The sequence below is a fragment of the Veillonellaceae bacterium genome (genome assembly GCA_025992895.1).
Classification (GTDB): Bacteria; Bacillota; Negativicutes; order Veillonellales; family Dialisteraceae; genus Dialister.
The window spans coordinates 1,728,995-1,748,852 of record DAJPGA010000001.1; the positions used below are offsets into that span (position 1 = coordinate 1,728,995).

General features: G+C 47.4%; 16 protein-coding genes and 4 tRNA genes. 1 reads left to right on the top strand and 19 read right to left on the bottom strand.

The features are described from left to right. Positions 1-7: 7 nt before the first annotated feature. From pth to OIM03_07525, 4 genes are all read right to left on the bottom strand, one after another. The gene (gene pth / locus OIM03_07510) at positions 8-580 is read right to left on the bottom strand and encodes an aminoacyl-tRNA hydrolase (protein ID HJI74120.1); all 573 of its coding nucleotides are present in this window, start codon (positions 578-580) and stop codon (positions 8-10) included. Next, positions 580-1,533, bottom strand: a complete 954-nt coding sequence (locus tag OIM03_07515) for a ribose-phosphate pyrophosphokinase (GenBank protein HJI74121.1) — start codon at positions 1,531-1,533, stop codon at positions 580-582. The genes pth and OIM03_07515 overlap by 1 nt, the downstream gene beginning before the upstream one ends. A 186-nt stretch (positions 1,534-1,719) precedes the next feature. Further along, positions 1,720-3,099, bottom strand: a complete 1,380-nt coding sequence (gene glmU / locus OIM03_07520; protein HJI74122.1) for a bifunctional UDP-N-acetylglucosamine diphosphorylase/glucosamine-1-phosphate N-acetyltransferase GlmU — start codon at positions 3,097-3,099, stop codon at positions 1,720-1,722. Positions 3,100-3,344: 245 nt separating this feature from the next. After that, a complete protein-coding gene (locus tag OIM03_07525) occupies positions 3,345-4,613 on the bottom strand; it encodes a peptidoglycan-binding protein (protein ID HJI74123.1) in 1,269 nt (422 codons plus the stop codon). A 444-nt stretch (positions 4,614-5,057) separates the two neighbouring features. Here OIM03_07525 and OIM03_07530 point away from each other — a divergent pair, with 444 nt between their 5' ends. Then, on the top strand, positions 5,058-6,491 hold the full coding sequence (locus OIM03_07530) for an alanine:cation symporter family protein (protein ID HJI74124.1): 1,434 nt from the start codon (positions 5,058-5,060) through the stop codon (positions 6,489-6,491). A 75-nt stretch (positions 6,492-6,566) separates the two neighbouring features. On the opposite strand, the gene OIM03_07535 is transcribed toward OIM03_07530, so the two are convergent. The 15 genes from OIM03_07535 to OIM03_07605 all read right to left on the bottom strand — a co-directional run bounded on the left by OIM03_07535 (position 6,567) and on the right by OIM03_07605 (position 19,781). Further along, on the bottom strand, positions 6,567-7,475 hold the full coding sequence (locus tag OIM03_07535) for a dihydroorotate dehydrogenase (GenBank protein HJI74125.1): 909 nt from the start codon (positions 7,473-7,475) through the stop codon (positions 6,567-6,569). Further along, positions 7,472-8,239, bottom strand: coding sequence for a dihydroorotate dehydrogenase electron transfer subunit (locus OIM03_07540; protein HJI74126.1), 768 nt, complete (start codon positions 8,237-8,239; stop codon positions 7,472-7,474). The genes OIM03_07535 and OIM03_07540 overlap by 4 nt, the downstream gene beginning before the upstream one ends. Positions 8,240-8,245: 6 nt before the next feature. Continuing rightward, a complete protein-coding gene (carB, locus tag OIM03_07545) occupies positions 8,246-11,443 on the bottom strand; it encodes a carbamoyl-phosphate synthase large subunit (GenBank protein HJI74127.1) in 3,198 nt (1,065 codons plus the stop codon). Continuing rightward, on the bottom strand, positions 11,436-12,506 hold the full coding sequence (gene carA, locus OIM03_07550; protein HJI74128.1) for a glutamine-hydrolyzing carbamoyl-phosphate synthase small subunit: 1,071 nt from the start codon (positions 12,504-12,506) through the stop codon (positions 11,436-11,438). Before carA ends, carB begins: the two co-directional genes overlap by 8 nt. Then, positions 12,503-13,792, bottom strand: coding sequence for a dihydroorotase (locus OIM03_07555; GenBank protein HJI74129.1), 1,290 nt, complete (start codon positions 13,790-13,792; stop codon positions 12,503-12,505). The genes carA and OIM03_07555 overlap by 4 nt, the downstream gene beginning before the upstream one ends. After that, positions 13,776-14,741: an aspartate carbamoyltransferase catalytic subunit gene (locus tag OIM03_07560; protein HJI74130.1), complete on the bottom strand. Its 966-nt coding sequence runs from the start codon at positions 14,739-14,741 to the stop codon at positions 13,776-13,778. Before OIM03_07560 ends, OIM03_07555 begins: the two co-directional genes overlap by 17 nt. 122 nt (positions 14,742-14,863) lie before the next feature. Continuing rightward, the gene (locus tag OIM03_07565; protein ID HJI74131.1) at positions 14,864-16,516 is read right to left on the bottom strand and encodes an AAA family ATPase; all 1,653 of its coding nucleotides are present in this window, start codon (positions 16,514-16,516) and stop codon (positions 14,864-14,866) included. 604 nt (positions 16,517-17,120) lie between these two features. After that, positions 17,121-17,609: a Cys-tRNA(Pro) deacylase gene (gene ybaK / locus OIM03_07570; GenBank protein HJI74132.1), complete on the bottom strand. Its 489-nt coding sequence runs from the start codon at positions 17,607-17,609 to the stop codon at positions 17,121-17,123. Between the two features lie 73 nt (positions 17,610-17,682). Further along, positions 17,683-17,771: transfer RNA gene (locus OIM03_07575), tRNA-Leu, on the bottom strand. Between the two features lie 19 nt (positions 17,772-17,790). Beyond that, a tRNA-Cys gene (locus OIM03_07580) sits at positions 17,791-17,864 on the bottom strand. Between the two features lie 3 nt (positions 17,865-17,867). Next, positions 17,868-17,942 (bottom strand) — tRNA-Gly (locus OIM03_07585). Positions 17,943-17,944: 2 nt separating this feature from the next. Further along, a tRNA-Asp gene (locus tag OIM03_07590) sits at positions 17,945-18,021 on the bottom strand. A gap of 159 nt (positions 18,022-18,180) precedes the next feature. Beyond that, a complete protein-coding gene (locus OIM03_07595) occupies positions 18,181-18,486 on the bottom strand; it encodes a hypothetical protein (protein ID HJI74133.1) in 306 nt (101 codons plus the stop codon). Between the two features lie 7 nt (positions 18,487-18,493). Next, complete coding sequence (locus tag OIM03_07600; GenBank protein ID HJI74134.1) at positions 18,494-19,417, bottom strand: LysR family transcriptional regulator; 924 nt, start codon at positions 19,415-19,417, stop codon at positions 18,494-18,496. Between the two features lie 229 nt (positions 19,418-19,646). Continuing rightward, the gene (locus OIM03_07605; protein HJI74135.1) at positions 19,647-19,781 is read right to left on the bottom strand and encodes a hypothetical protein; all 135 of its coding nucleotides are present in this window, start codon (positions 19,779-19,781) and stop codon (positions 19,647-19,649) included. Positions 19,782-19,858 lie beyond the last annotated feature (77 nt).

Below are 19,858 nucleotides of genomic sequence, written 5' to 3' on the forward strand. Positions count from 1 at the left end.
CTTTCATTCAGGCTTTTCTCTTTGGATTAAAGAGGTTCATTGCGCGATCCACGCCGCTTTCCAGTGCGGTTTCAATGGAATCCGCGGTTTTTATCTTTGCCTCTTCGATTTTGGCAATATCGTCTCCGTAAGGACGGCCCAGGACATGCTCTATGACTGTGTGTCCATCCTGAGGATGACCCACGCCGATTCTGAAGCGCGTGAATCCTTCGCTTCCCAGATGAGCAATCAGAGATTTGATTCCGTTATGGCCTCCTGCGGAGCCTTTTTTGCGAATTCTTACTTTTCCGGGCGGCAAATCAAGATCATCGCAGATGATATAAATATCATCGAGACCAACCTTGTAATAATTGGCAATGGCTCCCACTGCTTCTCCGCTGTTATTCATATAGGTCAGCGGCTTGACAAGAAGAACCTTTTCCCCGTTGACAACAACAGCTGCTGTTTCCGCCTTCATCGTTTCTTTCCATGCAGAAACATTCCAGCGTTTTGCCAGAATATCAATGACATCAAACCCCATATTATGGCGGGTGTGTTCATATTCCTTGCCCGGATTTCCGAGTCCTGCTAAGATCTTCATTATTTATCGAAGAGCTGGCTGACGGATGCATCATGGAAAATGCGGAGGATAGCTTCGCCAAGGAGCGGAGCGATGGAAAGAACCGTCAGTTTATCCTGGATTTTTTCCGGAGGAATCGGAAGAGAATTTGTAACAATCAGTTCCTTGATGTTGGAATTCTTGATTCTTTCGGTAGCCGGATCTGTCAGTACCGGATGGCAGACTGCAGCATATACGCCTTTAGCGCCATATTCGGCAAGAGCTTTGGCACCTTCGCAGAGAGATTCTGCTGTGTCAACGATATCATCAACAACGAAGCAGTTTCTGTCTTTTACGTTGCCGATGATGTTCATGACTTTAGCAACGCCCGGTTCCGGACGTCTCTTTTCAATGATGGCGATCGGAGCGCCTACACGGTCAGCCAGTTCTCTGGCTCTTGTTACGCCGCCAAGGTCTGGGGAAACGATGGTCAGGTTTTCCAGATTCTTGGATTTTACATAATCTGCCAGAAGAGATGCAGACATCAGATGATCGACAGGGACATTGAAGAAGCCCTGGATCTGTCCTGCATGAAGGTCCATCGTTACAACTCTTGTTACGCCGGCAGTGGACATGAGATCGGCAACCAGTTTGGAGCTGATCGGTTCACGGCCTCTTGTCTTGCGGTCCTGACGAGCATATCCATAATATGGAACAACAACAGTGATGTGGCGTGCAGAAGCTCTCTTGAGCGCATCAACCATAATCAGCATTTCCATCAGGTTATCATTAACCGGAGCACCAGTCGGCTGAATGATAAAGCAGTCCTTACCACGGACACTTTCATTAATCATGACCTGTATTTCTCCATTATTGAAGCGGCCGCAGATTGCTTTACCGAGCGGGACTCCAATGTAGTCAGAAATTTCCTTTGCCAGAGCCGGATGCGCGGTACCCGTAAAAATCTTCAATTTAGAAGTGTCTTCCATGTCCATTTGCTGATTCTCCCTTTCCTTTCACATAGATGAAAGTTAAAAATTTATATGGAATTGCTGATTTGTCCCTAACCGGACTATTCCATTTCATTATATACCAGTTTCACTTGGATATCTGAAAATTTTTATTACTTTTTTAAAATTTAATCATAACAAAAGATTCATAAATCCACAGGTTTCAAAGAATTAATCTTTGTAAGTGTCATCCTTGACCCAGTCTTCGATATTTCTCTGCTTTGCACGGGCAACAGAAAGCGCATTGGCAGGAACATCTTTTGTTATGGTAGACCCTGCTGCCGTAAAGGCGCGTTCTCCGATATGAACGGGAGCAACAAGGTTTGTATTGCATCCGATGAAAGCGTGATCATCAATTTTGCAGCGGTGTTTTTCCTTGCCATCGAAGTTGACGGTAACGGTGCCGCAGCCGAAATTCACATTTTCGCCGAGATCTGAATCACCGCAGTAAATGAGATGCGGAAGCTTTGTCCCATTTCCAACGGTAGAATTCTTCACTTCTACGAAGTTTCCGATCTTTATGTGATCATGAAGGTCGGTATTCGGACGAAGATGAACGAAAGGTCCGATTTCATTATACGAGCCGATTTTGCATTCATGTGCATAAACGCGGTTCAGATGAGTAAAATCGCCGCAGGTGACATCTGTCAGCTGGGTATCGGGACCAATGACGCATCCTTCCCCAATCACGGTACTTCCTTCAAGGATCGTACCCGGATAAAGGATGGTGTCTCTACCCACTTTTACATCCTGTCCGATGTATGTATTCTCCGGATTTATAATGCTGACGCCTTCAGCCATCAATTCCTCTGCCTTGCGGAGGCGGAGAATCCTGTCTGCCTCGGCAAGCTGAATGCGTGAATTGACGCCTTCGGTTTCTTCAGGATTATCGCAGATCTTCGGAATGACTTTCTTTCCATCGCGGATCATGATGCCAAACACGTCGGTCAGGTAATACTCGCCCTGCGCGTTTTTGTTGTCAATACGTCCCAAAGCATCAATGAGATCCTTTGCGCGGAACACATAGGTCCCCGTATTGATTTCATGAACGGAAAGCTGCTCAGGCGTTCCGTCCTTCTGCTCTACGATGCATGTCATATTTCCTTTTCCATCACGGAGAACTCTTCCGTATCCGAACGGATTATCCAGAACGGCTGTCAGAACCGCAGCGGATGCTCCATTGGAAATGCATGTATCCGTCAGATCCCTGATTGTTTCAGCGCGAAGAAGCGGAGTGTCTCCGCAGACGACAAGGACATATCCTTCCGGATCATCCTTGAATTCAGGCAGCGCCTGCATGACGGCATGGCCTGTTCCGAGCTGTTCTTCCTGATGTACAAATACGACTTTTTTATCTTCCAGGCATTCTCTTACAAGTTTTTCCTTAAAACCTGTGATTACGACACACTTTTCAAATCCGCCCTGTCTGACAACACGGATGACCTGCTCAGCCATCGGTACGCCGCACACACGGTGAAGTACCTTGGGATAAGCGGATTTCATACGGGTTCCCTGACCGGCTGCCAAAATGACGGCTGTCAACTCTGCCATACAACCTCCTGAACTGCAACAAAATGAAATGCAAAATACCGGAAAAGAATTTCCCGGAGCTTTTGTGTTCAAATAAAAAATTTAATAAAACCCATGAGTTTTATTTTAGCAAATGACACATCTCATGGCAAGGAAAACAGCGTATACATAAGAAAAAATCGTCCTGAAAAATACAGTTCATAAAAACTTTCCTGTGTATTGGCAAAAAAGTAAAAGCAGGCGGCCATAAGACCACCTGCCTTCTTTTATTTTATGAGATAGACTGTTACGCGCGGTTTTGTCCCCCACGCATATGCCTGATCCAGTGTGTCAACTCCGACATCAATAATCATGCCATGAATGGCGCCGCCGATATCATCACATATAGCGTAGCCGTATCCTTCAATGAAAACGATACTTCCAAGCGGGATCACATTAGGATCGACAGCAGCATGCCCTTTGCCTGCATAACCGCCAAGGGCCGTATGCCCGCTTCCGCTCCCGTCATTTGGTGTATAAGCTGTCGCTTCCATATGGAACACCTTGATATAGTTCCCGGTAAAGCGGGGCGGATCATCCAGTCTTTTCCAGACATTGCTGTCTACGCTCCCTGTCCTTGCCAGATTCTGCTCGGCCTGGAAAGCTTTTACTGCATCAGCCGTGCTCTGCCCGTAAACGCCGTCAGCTGTTCCGGGATTGTATCCATGCAGAAGGAGCTTGTTTTGAAGAAGAATGACTTTCTTTCCCGAGTCGCCCAAAGCAAGAGAGAAATCCCCCGGCCTGTCAGCGTAGGCCTGAGAAAGAGCATCCAGCGTCCCTTCATCGATTTCCCCTGTCTCGGAAATTCCCTGATCTCCCTGGAAAGATTTCACTGCATTGGCAGTAAGACCGCCGTAAATACCGTCAACCGTTCCGTCAAGATAACCAAGCTTCTTCAGCTTATTCTGGATATCGAGCACCCGGTCTCCGCTGTCTCCGATTCCATACAAGCGGGATGAGCGGTTTGACCTGGCCGGGGCGCTTTCCTGACTGCTTTTCCCTTTAAGAGAATTGTATGTCATCTCATCAATTACGCCGGATACAGGAAATCCATGATCCTTCTGGTAAGCCCTGACAGCTTTTTCCGTATCCTGCCCGTAGACACCATCAATGCCGCCTTTCAAATAGCCGGCTTTCTGTAGACTCAGCTGCATATCAATGATGACATCTCCCCTGTTGCCTGATGCATACACAACTCCGCCTCCATTCCGGTAGCCGGAGTTCTCATTTCTTCGGATGGATGCAATGGTCGCATCATCTGCCATCCCTGTCGCTGAAAGCCCATGATCCTTCTGAAAAAGGAATACAGCTTCCTTTGTCGTCGAGCCGTAGTCTCCATCTACGGTTCTGGCTAAATAGCCCGCCTGGACAAGTGCATTTTGCAGATCAGTAACCGCGCTTCCACTCATACCTGCTGTCAGCGTTTCCGCGGAAACAGCCATGGAAGTCATGAGCCACAAAACAGCAGCACAGCTCCATTTATATAAGTCACGCACATCTATCACCTCCACGAACTTCTGTATTTTACCATTTTTCGCCAAATTTGTAAAAATACGCCTGAACCCCCTTGTTTTATAAATGCGAAATCTTCCGATTTCGTTCATTCTTCACCGCACGATTCCAGAAAAACTCATCGTGGTTTGAAATGTTTTAAAATGAATGAAATATACAACGGCATCCCAAATTACCGCATGTTTTTAATCCCTCATCCAGACGAGTGTCCATCCCACACGTACACATATATCAGGAAAGCCTCTCTCCTTTTATGCATCCATTCCTTTCGCCCCGTATCTTTGTGCTTCGACGGGCTTTCCTTAACTTTTCTAATCCTCCCGTCATGATAAATTTATATTCATGATGTTGTACAAAGCGGCAAAACATTATATAATGAATTGAATTTGTACATATATATTGTATTAAAAGAAGAAGAGGAGTATGGTATGGAGTCATTAAACGACATTGTCTCATCAATCAACGGCGTCCTGTGGTCGTCAGTCATTATTATCCTTTTGGTAGGCGCAGGTGTGTACTTTACGGTCCGCACAAAAGCAGTACAGCTTCGCTATTTCGGCACGATGTTCAAACTGATTGCAAATACGGCCGGCACAAAAACTGAAGGAAATGAAATTTCTCCTTTTCAGGCGTTCTGCGTCAGTACAGCATCCCGCGTCGGCGTAGGCAACATTGCCGGCATTGCAATTGCTATCGTATCTGGCGGCCCTGGAGCTATTTTCTGGATGTGGTTCATTGCCGTCATTGGCTCTGCCACAGGATTTGTAGAAAGTACTCTGGCTCAGATTTACAAAGTTCCGCGTGAAGACGGAAACGGTTTCAGAGGCGGTCCTGCTTACTACTTGAAAAACGGTTTGGGTCACAAACTCTGGGCAGCTATCTTTGCCATTCTCATTTCCGTTACTTACGGCATGATTTACAACTCCGTCCAGTCCAATACCATTTCCCTTGCACTGAACCATGCGCTCGGTGCTGACCGTATGATCGTCGGAGCTGTTGTTACAGTTCTTGCCATGCTTGTCATCTGCGGCGGCATGGGACGCATTGCCCGCGTCACTGAATGGATGGTTCCGATCATGGCAGGCCTTTACATCGTTATCGCTCTTGGCATCATGATTTACAACATCACGGATATGCCGCATGTTTTCTACATCATTTTCAGAGATGCATTTGACTGGCAGGCTGCATTTGGCGGCGGCATGGGTGCTGCTGTCCTGACTGGCTTCAAGAGAGGCCTCTTCTCCAATGAAGCCGGCGAAGGTTCCGTTCCAAACGCAGCTGCAACAGCTGATGCCAACCATCCTGTTGTACAGGGCCTGATTCAGGCATTCGGCGTATATGTCGATACACTCTTCATCTGCTCTGCATCTGCATTCATTGTTCTTTTAACTGGTGATTATGCATCTACCGGACTGACCGGTATCGAACTGATACAGTGGGATCTGGCGCAGTACTTTGGCCCTATGGCTCCAAAAGCTGTTTCTATCCTGATCTTCCTCTTTGCATTCACCTCTCTTATTGGCAACTACTACTACGGTGAAATCAATATCGGCCATCTGACTCATAAAAAATGGCCGCTGAATCTTTTCCGCGTACTGATTGCTGTCATGATTTTCTGGGGTTCCATTGCCGATCTTCCGCTCGTCTGGAATCTGGCTGACCTCTTCATGGCATTCATGGTTTTGACAAACGTTACAGCTATTCTCCTCTTATTCCCGCAGGTCCGTACATGCCTGAAGGATTATGAAGAACAGCTTGCAAAAGGCATCAAGCTTCCGATTTTCCACAAGAAAGTACTCAAGAACCAGAGGGGTATCGTATGGTGGGATGACGACAACAACTTCAACGGCGCTAAAAAATAACGCTGCCCCATCATTCTTAATAAGCATTTGAAAAGGACTGCTCAAATGAGCAGTCCTTTTTGTGTTGGATTTCTATTAGGCTTTCAGCGTACCAACGATTTCCCGGATATCTTTGACACCGTTTTTATCGCACCATTCATCCATTTCATCAGCAATACGTTCCATCGCATTAGGATCAATGATATTGGCTGTGCCAATCTGAACCGTATCTGCACCTGCCATCATAAACTCAATGGCATCGATACCGGTCATGATGCCGCCTAATCCGGATACCGGAATATTGACGGCCTTTGCCACCTGCCATACCATGCGGAGCGCAATCGGCTTGATGGCAGGCCCGGAGAATCCGCCTGTTATATTTCCAAGAATCGGGCGTCTTGTCCTGACATCAATGGCAAGTCCTAAAAGCGTATTGACAAGGGACAGGGAATCAGCGCCTGCGTCTTCCACCGCCTTTGCAATCGTGACGATATCGGTCACGTTCGGTGACAGTTTTACGATGACAGGAAGATTCGTGCTGTCCTTGATGGCTCTTGTCACAGCGGCTGCCTGTTTGGGATCTGTCCCGAAAGCGACGCCGCCTTCCTTGACATTCGGGCAGGAAATATTGACTTCCAGCGCATCAACGCCGTCTACTGTCAGCATTTTTGCACATTCTGCATATTCTTCAGTCGTCTTCCCCACCATATTGGCGATGAAAGGAACGCCCAGCTTTTTAACCTTCGGAAGGTAATGCTCAATAAAGTAAGGCACGCCTGGATTTTCCAATCCAATCGCATTCAGCATGCCTGATTCCGTCTCGGCAACACGTATGCCTTCATTTCCCTTCCAGGGAGTCGGTGCAAGGCCCTTCCCGGAAATGGCGCCGACCTTATTCATGTCGACGTATTCGGCAATTTCAAGTCCGAATCCTACTGTCCCGGATGCGCCGATCAGCGGTGTCTTCATCGGGATTCCCAGGTAGTTTACCGACAGATTTGTCATAATACAACCTCCTCTGCGTTAAACACAGGGCCGTCAGTGCATACCTTGTAATGGCCTTCGCCCGATTTCTTGTCGCAAACGCAGCCAAGGCATGTGCCGATGCCGCATCCCATTCTTCTCTCCATGGAGACTTCGCAGTATACGCTTGCCGCCTTTGCCATCTCTGCAGCAGTTTTCATCATGATGGCCGGTCCGCATACGCAGGCTTCGTCGACCTTTTCTTCTGCAAACATCTGCGGAAGCACGGAAACGGAAAATCCTTTGATTCCATAAGATCCATCATCCGTCGTTACGACCATTTTCCTGACCGTATCGGGGAATAAATCCTTCCAGAATACTTCTTCTTTATTCCTGCCTCCTATAACGACAGTCATCTGTCCAGGTCTTGCCTCTCTTGCCATGAAAAGGATTGGCGCGATTCCAATGCCGCCGCCAATGCCTACGATATGATCCTTATCCATGGAAAAGGATGTACCAAGAGGCCCTAAGCTGTCTACGACATCCCCTTCTTTCAGATGGGACATGGCTTCTGTTCCTTTTCCGACGATACGGTAAATGATTTCAACAAGTCCCTTTTCAGGATCCGTTCCCGCAATGGAAATCGGACGCCTCAAAAGGTAACGCGGATCATTGACTTTCATATGGATGAACTGTCCTGGCTTTGCTTCTCTGGCTGTCAGCGGAAGTTCAATCTGCATCTGCCAGATGTCCTTAGCAATTTTCTTATGAAGCCGGATAATTCCTTTTTCTACATAACCTGCCATACTTTTTCAGTTCTCCTTCACATAATCCTGAATGGCTTCCACGTGATAATCATCTCCGGTCGATGCCATGACGCGCAGTACTTCCTTGGCTGTATCCAGAGACGTAATACACGGGATAGCGAGTTCGACCGCAATGCGGCGGAGGTCATAGCCTTCCTGTTCGATCTGGCTTCCATAGGAAATCGTATTGAGTACCATGTCGACTTTGCCACGTTTCAGATACTTTTCGCAGTTTTCACCCTTTTCATGGATTTTCTTGATGATTTCAACCGGAATTCCAAGGTTCTGGAAATAGGAACCTGTACCGGATGTACAGATCAGATGATATCCAAGGTTGACGAACCCGCGGGCAAGTTCAGCCGTTTCGGGCTTATCGCGGTCGCTGACGGTAATCAGGACATTGCCATGAGATGGAACGGTAAGATGCGCAGCAACGACTGCTTTGTAAAGCGCTTCTTGATAGGTGTGTCCGATGCCCATGACTTCGCCGGTGGATTTCATTTCCGGCCCGAGCTTGATTTCAACAAGTCCCAGTTTAGAGAATGAGAATACCGGTGCTTTAACGGCTACATAGCCTTTGTCCGGTACAAGTCCGAGCGGAAGTCCTGTATCCTTCAGGGATTCACCAAGAGCGACTCTTGTTGCATATTCAACCATATTGATACCGGTAATTTTGCTCATGAATGGAACCGTACGGCTGGCTCTCGGATTGACTTCAATGACATAGACCTTGCCACTGACTACGATGAACTGGATATTGACGAGGCCCTTGACGTTCATGGCTCTTGCAATTCTTCCTGTGTAATCGGTCAGCGTTTCAATGATTTCCTGAGAGAGATGCTGCGGAGGATAAACAGCAATGGAGTCGCCGGAATGAACGCCGGAACGTTCAATCTGCTCCATGATGCCCGGGATGCAGACATCGACGCCGTCGGAAATAGCATCGACTTCCACTTCACGGCCGACCATGTACTGGTCGATCAGGACTGGATGCTCATGAGATGCGACAACGGCTTCCTTCAGGTACTGTTTCAGTTCAGCCTGATCATAAACGATCTGCATGGCTCTTCCGCCAAGGACATAGCTTGGGCGGACAATCAGCGGATAATCAAGCTCCTCTGTCTTTGCCATAGCTTCTTCAACACTTTCAACAAGGCAGCCCTTCGGGCGTGCAATGCCAAGCTGGCCCATCAATGTGTCGAAGCGTTCACGGTCTTCTGCCATATCGATGGATTCATTGGAGGAACCGATAATGCGGATACCTCGTTTTGCCATCGGTGTTGCCAGGTTGATGGCAGTCTGTCCGCCGAACTGGCAGATGACGCCTTCCGGTTTTTCCTTATCGATGATTTCCATGACGTCCTGTTCTGTCAGTGGTTCAAAGTACAGGGAATCGGACGTATCAAAGTCGGTCGAAACGGTTTCCGGGTTGTTGTTGATGACGATGGATTTCTTTCCTGCTTTCCTGAGAGCCCAGGAAGCATGGACAGAGCAGTAGTCAAATTCGATGCCCTGCCCGATGCGGATCGGACCAGAGCCGAATACGACAACGGAACCCTTCCCCTGCGGTTTTACTTCGTCTTCTGCACCGTAGGTAGAGTAGTAATATGGCGTATGCGCTTCAAATTCAGCAGCGCAGGTATCGACCATCTTGAAGTCCGGATGCACGTTGGCCTTTCTCTTGAAGTTTTCCACTTCCTTGGGAGTGACCTCGCAGAAATGCGCAATCGCTTCATCAGGCATCTGGATTCTCTTGGCAGCCCTGAGGGATTCGACCGTCAGTCCTTCTTTCATGAGGCGGCGTTCCATCATGATGATGTTTTGGATCTTGTAGATGAAGAAGAGGTCGATTCTTGTAATACGGTTGATTTCTTCAGGTTCAATGCCTCTTCTGAGTGCTTCAGCGACGACAAAGATTCTTTCATTGTCAATGCGTCTCAATAGGCAGCGGATATCATAGAGGGACTGCCCGTCAAGCTTATCCAGGTGCAGGTAGCCGCCTCCGACTTCCAGGGAACGGAGTGCTTTAAGGAGAGCCCCTTCCAGTGTACGGTCGAGTGCCATGACTTCGCCGGTTGCCTTCATCTGTGTTCCAATTTCACGGTCAGCAAGCGTGAACTTTTCAAACGGCCATCTTGGGAATTTGCATACAACATAGTCGATGGATGGTTCAAAACATGCTTTTGTATTCCCTGTAATAGCATTGGTAATTTCATCAAGATGCATGCCAAGGGCAATCTTTGCTGCTACCTTGGCAATCGGATATCCGGTTGCTTTCGATGCCAGAGCCGATGAACGACTGACACGCGGATTGACTTCGATAACGTAGTACTGATTCGTCTTGGTATCAAGGCCGTACTGCACATTGCAGCCGCCTTCGATGCGGAGGTAGCGGATGATATCAAGGGAAGCTGTACGGAGCATCTGGTACTGCTGGTCTGTCAGAGTCTGCGTAGGAGCAACGACGATGGAATCGCCGGTATGAACACCGACCGGGTCGATATTTTCCATAGCGCAGACGATAATGCAGTTATCGGCGCCGTCTCTCATGACTTCGAATTCTACTTCTTTCCAGCCGGCGATGCTGCGTTCAACCAGAATCTGGCTGATTGGAGAAAGCTTAATACCGCGGTTGGCAATTTCTTCCATTTCGTAGCGGTCATGCGCAATGCCGCCTCCAGTGCCGCCCAGGGTATAAGCAGGACGGATGATGACCGGATATCCGATCTTATCTGCGAAAGCGACAGCAGGTTCCAGGTCTTCGAAAATTTCTGATTCAGGAACCGGCTGATGGATTTCTTCCATAGCTTCCTTAAAGAGTTCTCTGTCTTCTGCATGCTTGATTGCATGGAGGGAAGAACCGAGAAGCTTTACATTATACTTGTCCAGCACACCTGCATCAGCAAGCTCAACAGCCATGTTGAGACCGACCTGTCCGCCAAGTGTGGCAAGAAGGGCATCCGGACGTTCTTTCTTGATGACTTCCGTTACGAATGGGAGCGTAATCGGTTCGATATATACACGGTCAGCGATATCTACATCGGTCATGATTGTGGATGGATTGCTGTTGACAAGAACGACTTCCACGCCTTCTTCTCTAAGGGAGCGGCAGGCCTGTGTACCTGCATAGTCAAACTCTGCAGCCTGTCCGATGACAATAGGACCAGAGCCAATGACGAGAACTTTTTTCACATCTTTATTTATCATTTTTGAACTCCTCCATGGCCTTCGTAAATTCAGCAAAGAGATAGAAGTTATCCTTCGGTCCGGGTGAAGCTTCTGGATGATACTGCACTGCCTGAATCGGAAGTGTCTTATGGCGGATGCCTTCAATGGTTCCGTCGTTGACGCTTCTGTGTGTGACTTCAATGCAATCGGGCAGTCCTTCATCGGAAACTGCATAACCATGGTTCTGGCTCGTGATATATACGCGGCCGGTTCTGAGGTCCTTGACCGGGTGGTTGGATCCCCTGTGTCCGAAAGGCAGCTTAAAGGTATGAGCGCCTAAGGCTGTGGAGAGCATCTGGATTCCCAGGCAGATACCGAAAATCGGCTTCTTTCCGATCAGTTTCTTAACTGTTTCAACGACATATGGCACGTCCTGCGGATCTCCTGGCCCCGGCGAAAGGAAAATTCCGTCCGGATCGGATGCGAGAAGTTCCTCAGCTGTTGTGTGGGCCGGGAATACATGCACTGTGCAGTCATTGGCCGCCAGACTGACAAGAATATTCTTCTTCAGTCCGCAGTCAAGAAGGGATACCTGGTACTTGCCGTCCCCGTATGTATATGGATAAGCGGTCGTTACTCTTTCAACCTGATTCTTGTGCATCGGTTTTGCCAGAGCTTCCTGAATGAAATCTTCGCCTCTGTCGGCAGAAACGATGACAGCTTTCATGACACCCTGTGTGCGGACCATTCTTGTAACCGCTCTTGTATCTACGTTGTAGAGGCATGGCACATGGTATCTTTCAATGAAATCCGTAATCTTTTCCTTGCATTCCCAGTTGCTCGGATGCTCTGCGATCTGATCCAGAACATATCCTGCAGCAGCCGGTTTCCTGTTCTGCATGAAAAGATCATTTGCACCGTAGTTGCCGATCAGCGGATATGTCAGCGTCAGGATCTGTCCTTCATAAGACGGATCCGTGAAGCATTCCTGGTATCCTGTCATGCCCGTATTGAATACGAGCTCTCCCATTCCTTCTACTGTTCCCAGGAGATCACCCTCGAAGCGGGCGCCGTTTTCTAAAACCAAGAGGCCTTTCATTTCAGTACCTTCCCTTCCTTCATGACAATCTCTCCATCTACGACTGTAAGCACAGCCCTGCCCTTCAAAGTCAGTCCTTCATAAGGCGTGAAAAGTGATTTCGTATAAAGTTCATTTCCATGAACTGTCCATTCCTTGTCCGGATCGATGACGACAATATCGGCAGCAGCTCCTTCTTCAAGAACTCCTCCTTCTACGCCAAGGAGACGTGCCGGATTGACGCTCATGAGTTCAATAAGGCGGTCAATCGTAAATCCGTTGTTGTGGCAAAGAACCGTCAGTGCAGAAGCAAGAGACGTTTCCAGCCCTGCAATGCCGTTAGGCGCACAGTTGAAAGGAACATCCTTTTCTTCGTTGCAGTGCGGCGCATGATCGGTAATGATGGCATCGATTGTGCCATCCTTCAATCCTTCAATCAGAGCCTGCCTGTCGTCTTCCGTGCGGATTGGCGGTGCCATCTTGAAGGAAGACTCATAATTCTTCAGCCATTCATCTGTAAAGTAGAGATGCTGGGATGTGACTTCCGTGGTGCAGTTCACATGCTTCGCCTTGGCCTCGCGGATCAGTTCCACTGCCTTTGCACTGCTGACGTGGGCGATATGGATATGGCATCCCGTCATTTCTGACAGAAGGAGATCTCTTGCTACTGCGATATCTTCCCCGGCTGCCGGTCTTCCGGTCATGCCCATTGCATAAGATACCTTTCCTTCATTCATGAAACCGCCGGAGCACATGGTTGCATCTTCTGCGTGGTCGATAACCATCTTGTGCAGCATGTCTGCATATTCCATAGCCCTTCGCATGAAGTTTGCGCTTTCTACATAATGGCCGTCATCAGAGAAAGCGGCTGCGCCTTCGGCTGCCATGTCTCCCATTTCAGAGAGCTGCTTCCCTTCCAGATTTTTAGAAAGAGCACCGATGACGCTGACCTTGACGACACCGCATTCATCGACGCGTCTCAGCACATCCCTGAAGACTGCTGCATTATCGATGACAGGCTTTGTGTTGGCCATTGTTGCGACACGCGTGATGCCGCCTGCGGCTGCTGCCTGCGTGCCTGTGTGAATATCTTCCTTGGCTTCCTGTCCGGGTTCACGGAGATGGACGTGCATATCAATGAGCCCTGGTGCGACAAACAAGCCATTTGCATCATAAACTTCTGCGCCTTCTGTATCTGCAGTCCCGCCAATGGAGAGGATTTTTCCATTTTCTATGACAATGTCGCCTTTTTCATGCTGCTTTCTGGCAGGATTTACAATGATTCCGTTTTTAATGACCAGCTTCAATGTCTTTGCCCTCCGTCAGTGTCAAATACTCCAATGCCATACGCACTGCTACGCCGTTTCTTACTTCTTCCTGAATCCAGGATGCTTCATCGTAAGCCACATCATATCCGATTTCTATGCCACGGTTCATCGGGCCCGGATGGATGATGGCCACATCCTTCTTGCAAAGCTCCTGTCTCTTCTTGTTGATACCGAAGAGACGTGCATATTCTCTTGTTGTCGGAATGAATCCGCCCGCGGCTCTTTCAAGCTGGATGCGAAGAATATTGATCGCATCAGCATCCCTTAATGCATCTTCAAGATTGTCATCAACGATGACCCCCATTGACTCGAGTTCCTTGGGAACCAAAGTGCACGGGCCCACGAGATGTACTTCGGCCCCCAGCTTCGTAAACCCGTAAATATCGCTTCGCGCAACGCGGGAGTGGAGAATGTCGCCAATGATGACATACTTCATTCCTTTGATATTCTTGCCTGCTTCCTTTAATGTGAAAAGTTCGAGCAGCGCCTGCGTCGGATGAGCATGCGCGCCATCGCCTGCATTGATGACAACAGGCACCTTGACCTTGGGGCTCATTACTTTGGATGCAAAAAGAGCGGCACCCTCTGACGAATCACGAATAATCACTGCATCTACTCCCATAGCGGAAACAGTAAGCAATGTATCTCGCATGCTTTCACCTTTCGTCATCGAGCTGCCGCTCTTTGTAATATTGATAACATCGGCTCCCAGGTATTTACCGGCAAGCTCGAAAGAACTGCGTGTTCTCGTTGATGCCTCAGAAAACACTGTCACAATGGATTTACCTTTCAGGAAATCCCGCTTTTTGTTATCAGACAGTACAATTTTTTTCATCTGTGCTGCCACTTCCAGAATCCGTTCAATTTCCCCGGCTGTAAAATCCTGCAGTCCGAGGACAGAACGGCCTTTGAGCGAAATCGCGTTCATGCCGGCCTCCTTAAAAACAACAAAATATGATATCTTTATAATCTTAAAAGGTATACTCCGGTTTTTCAATAGCAAAATTGTTAAATTTTCATTATAGAAAAATCCAGCTGCCTAAAGACCTCCTAATTTTCGTTGGATTGTCCCTTATTACCGGCAGAAAAACGGACAGCCGCATGAATGGTTCTTGCAAAAGCAGGCGGAATTTCATTTTCCGTCAGCCTCTTCCCCAGAGCGCGCCCTATGATAACGCCTTTATTCCCATAGAGCCAGGCAAAGTAATAGAACTCCTGCGCTTTCTCATCTCTTGGATTAATATTCTTCAGCTTCTTTGGCGGATAAAAGCCCTTCGGAACACCCAGCTTGGCTCCTGCTTTCTTGATCAGCGCAGAGCTTACGACATCCCCCGCTTCTTCAATATCCCCGATGACGTCATCAAGAAGCTTTCGTTTCCCATGTGACAGGCAGGATTTTACGACATCCATTTCAAAACAAATATAGTCTGTATAAAAGACATACGGAGAATGGTGCCTTGATCCCATGACATCCCTGTCATAGAGGCATACGGCCGGTATGTGGAAACGGCGGATCAATTCAGCAATCTTTGAAATGGAACTTTCTCCCCGTGCATTGATGAGGCAGATCCCATGATAATCAAACTGTACGCCGAGGGTCTTTGCAAAATAGCCGAAGGAACCGTATTCCGTCTCTCCTTCGACAAGGATCGTGCAGCGGGAGTAAAGGGCTTCCTTCACTTCCGGAAAATGCATGATCAGATGCTTTTCTATTTCACTGTCAAAATGGAAGGAAGAACCGCAGGCAGCACGTACCATTTCCTTATCATCCCTGTACATGCGGATAATCTTCCGGTAGTCATTGATAAGGGCATCCGTAGAATGAGTGACGACAAAGAGCTGCCCATCCAGTCCATCCACACCAAGAAGGTTCTGTACAAGCTTCAAGAAGAAACTTTCCTTGTTATTCAGGATGGAACGGCAGAATGCCAGAAGAGCACGCTGGATGTATGGATGCAGATGGAGCTCGGGTTCATCGATATTCACAATGACCGGAAGAAGACGCGTTCCGTCATTCTTCGTCATGATGATATTCTCAAAAGAAATCGCACGGCTTTCCCGTTTTTCCCGCATCAGCACAAGAAGCGAAACCCCCACGGCAATCATCAGCTTCATCGTGGAATCATAAGAAGTACCGGAAATCTGCGCACCGAAAATTTCACTAAAAAGAACCAGCGCGGCCTTATGAGGATCATCTTTTGGAAGGGAAATGGAAAAACCTCTTTCGTTCATCATGCGTTCCACTTCTTCCACAGCCTCCGGGCCATAGGAAAGATATTCGTAGAAGATGCTGATCGTCCTGCCGGCCAGATTGTCATCCAGCATATTTTTAGGAATTTCAGAGAGAGCAAAATCCAGGCAGAAAAGGCAGCGCATGTATTCAAGAGGAAGCGTTTCCCCTGTATCCATATTGTAAAGACGCGGCACAATTTCCCGGACAGACTGTTTAAGCTCGATCCGGATGGAATCATTGCCGCCTTCGTCTTTTGTCGTCAAATCAAAGGTAACCCGTATCGGAAGATCCGGATCCAGAAAATCTGCTTCCTTGAATCCATATCCGTGCGTAGCCGATTTCAGAAGGCTCAGGAAATTACTCTTCCCTATATTATTGTCCCCTACAATATAATTGACCTGGCTGTCGAAATGAAAACTTACATTTTGAAACGTCCTGTAATTTTCCACAGTCATTCCTGAAATAAACATAATCTCCCTCCTTGCCGGCATAGCTTTTCTTTTATTATACCATCATTAGAGCCCCTTCTCATTGCTCCTGTTTTATTTACTTACGAAAAAAGACCTCAAAAGAGGTCTTTTTTTCAAGAATCGGAATCCGGATACATCCCGCGCCCGTAACAAGAAAAGGATGGGATAAAAACAATTACGGCCGCGAGGGAAGAGAAAGGAAGTGTTAAATCAATCGGATTCCGCTTCCGTTCTGTCTGTGCAGCAGCCGTTTCCCGGATATCATGTTTCCGGGAATGGCTGTTCACAGCATCCTTTTTCTTACATCTTTATTATATCACTTTATAGAAATTTTATCATTTATAACATGTATATAATAAATTTCTTTCATTTTAATTTAGTTTAGTTATTTTTATACCAGGTCATCATTCCTGCCAGGTTCTTCACATGCAGGCTTAAGAACACTAAGGCAGGCCCCGTACCTGCTTTTTTCTCCTTACGAGCCTGCAGTTTCTATGCAAAATACCATCGATTCTACGGCAATAAAAGACTGCAACAAAATGTACATACATTTCATCGCAGTCTTTTTACTGCACAAAACAGATTTTCATAAAGCTCCTGTATTTTATTTCTGCGTCAGATCGGCTGTCTCCGCATGAACCAGTTCTACAAGATCTTTCGGTGCAATCAGTACCTGGCGTCCTCTCTGGCCCGCGCTGATGCTGATCCGCTCATGATTGTAGCAGCTTTCATCAATATAGGTAGGAAATTCCTTCTTCATACCAATCGGCGAGCATCCGCCCCGGATGTATCCGGTCAGCCCCGGAAGTTCCTTGACATGAATCATTTCGACACTCTTGTTTCCACTTACACGGGCCGCTGCTTTCAAATCGATTTCCTTTTCAGAAGGAAGACAGAAAACAACCGGGCCTGTCTTATCCCCCTTGGTGACGATTGTCTTGAATACCATATCTGCATCATAGCCTAACGCTGCAGCTGCATGAACGCCGGAAAGGTCCTCTTCCGTGTAATCGTAGGACTTTGTGTCATAATCAATTTTCTCTTTATCCAGAATTCTCATCACATTGGTCTTTTTTTCTTTTTTCGCCATGATAATTACCTCTGATAAATGTTTTTATAAATTAAAAGGGCCGGAGCACAAAGCTCCGGCCTGTTTGATTCTTGATTGGTGCCGAGGACCGGAATCGAACCGGTACGAATCTCACGATTCGAGGGATTTTAAGTCCCTTGCGTCTGCCAGTTCCGCCACCCCGGCAGGTAACTTTTAAAAAATATGGAGGCGGCACCCAGAATCGAACTGGGGATAAAGGTTTTGCAGACCTCTGCCTTACCGCTTGGCTATGCCGCCATATGGAGCGGAAAACGGGACTCGAACCCGCGACCCCAACCTTGGCAAGGTTGTGCTCTACCACTGAGCTACTTCCGCGCTGGCGACCCGGATCAGATTTGAACTGACGATCTCCGCCGTGACAGGGCGGCATGTTAGACCACTACACCACCGGGCCGCACGTAAGTTACTTGAATAGTATACCCATTAATGCTAAATTTGTCAAGCGTAATTAAAGAACTCTTTAGGATGCGGTCAAACCGCTTCATTCAGCGCTTTTCCCCTGCTTTTAAAATAAAAATTCCCGGCATCCTGCCATGCAGTCTGCCGGGTAATTTTATTGATCCCCCTTGCCGTACATATCCCACTGCATTTCCATAATATGGAAACGGTCTTCCGAGCTGTGTTTTTGCAGGTGAAGAATATCCTTCTGCTGTTCCTTGTTTTCTTCCAGCGCTTTTTCTGCTTCCCAGCGGATATCATTCAATTGATCATCATAGCGGGAGGCTTCTATATTCATCATCCTTGTCTGCAAATCCATAATCAGGACCTGCTGGTAAATCGTCATTCCCGTCAGGGCGATCAGTGCAAGGTATAAATACTTCTTATCCTTCCAGCCGATTTTAGCTTTCCAATTGCTCACGGATACTTTATTCCTTTATGCCTTCATCCAGTTTTGTATCTACATTCAGAAGTGTCAGATGATCCTTAGTGAATTCGATCCACAGGCGGGCTGCTCTGGACAGATAGCGGCCTTTCTTCCAGATCGCATAAAGATGATGCGTCATGCGCGGTTCTGTCATGACACGGGTGACAACCTTGCTGTCTTCGCTGTTTGCCGGGCAAAGACGGGAAGGAAGGATGGCAACGCCAAGTCCGCTCATGACGGTCTGCAGCATCAATTCGCGCTGGCTGGTTTCAAATACAACCTTCGGCGTGAATCCGATTTTCTTGCAGTTGGCAAGAATGTCGTCATGAAGATTGAAATCATCACGGTAAAGAACGAGCGGATAGTCTGCCAGAAGTTTCATCGGGACTTCCTTGTGTTCTTCCAGCGGATAGCCCTTTGGCATGACAACGCACATCTCATCTTCAGAAAGGAAGAAAGATTCAAAATCCTTATTCGGGATGGTGCAGATGATGCCTACATCAATGACGCCTTCCTGAACGGATGATTCAATGACTTTGGAACCATGTTCATACAGTTTGATGGCAATCTGCGGATATGTTTTCTTGAATTCGCCGAGAAGCTTTGCGAATACATGGGCATCCGTAATAGGCGGAAGTCCGATCTCGATCGTATCCTGCTTCAGATTGAATTCATTTTCAAAGTCTGATTTCAAATGTTCAAAAACAAACAAGCAGCGCTTAGCATAGTTTAGGAAGATGGTTCCAGGGGCTGTGATTTCTACAGCCTTCGCATTTCTGATAAAGAGCGTAACCCCCAGCTCTTCTTCGAGTGATTTGATCATACGGCTGATTGCAGACTGTGAAATGTGCAAATTTCTGGCCGCCTTGCTGAAGCTCTTCTGCTCCGCCACTTCCATAAAATACTTCAGGTGACGATAGTCCATGGCATATTCCTCCTGTTTCCGTATATGCTTTTCTTTATCCTAGGAAAGCAATTGAATGCATGCGCCCGGGGCCAATTCTTCTTGTGGAATAATTGAGTTTATCTTATAATAATAATGTATCTACCTTTGCTAGATGCACCCTGAAAAAGCGCAATGTTTTGCATAACTCTGGCTGAGTAAAACGCTGGATACCTATGCAAATTTATCATAAAATCATTGTACATAATTTTCAGGGTTCTTGCAAGAGAATCAGCGGCTTGAGGTTGTTTTTCAGAGTATAAATAAGGCATGTGTTCACGAATGAGTGAAATGATCCATCATCAGGGCCTTTAAAGCTCTCTTCTGCTTCATCTGCTGCTTCCATTGTGCATATGTCCCTCTTGAGGGCATTTTAGGAAAAGTCTGAAAGCCCAGATTTTTCTGTAAAGAAAAAGGAGTGTT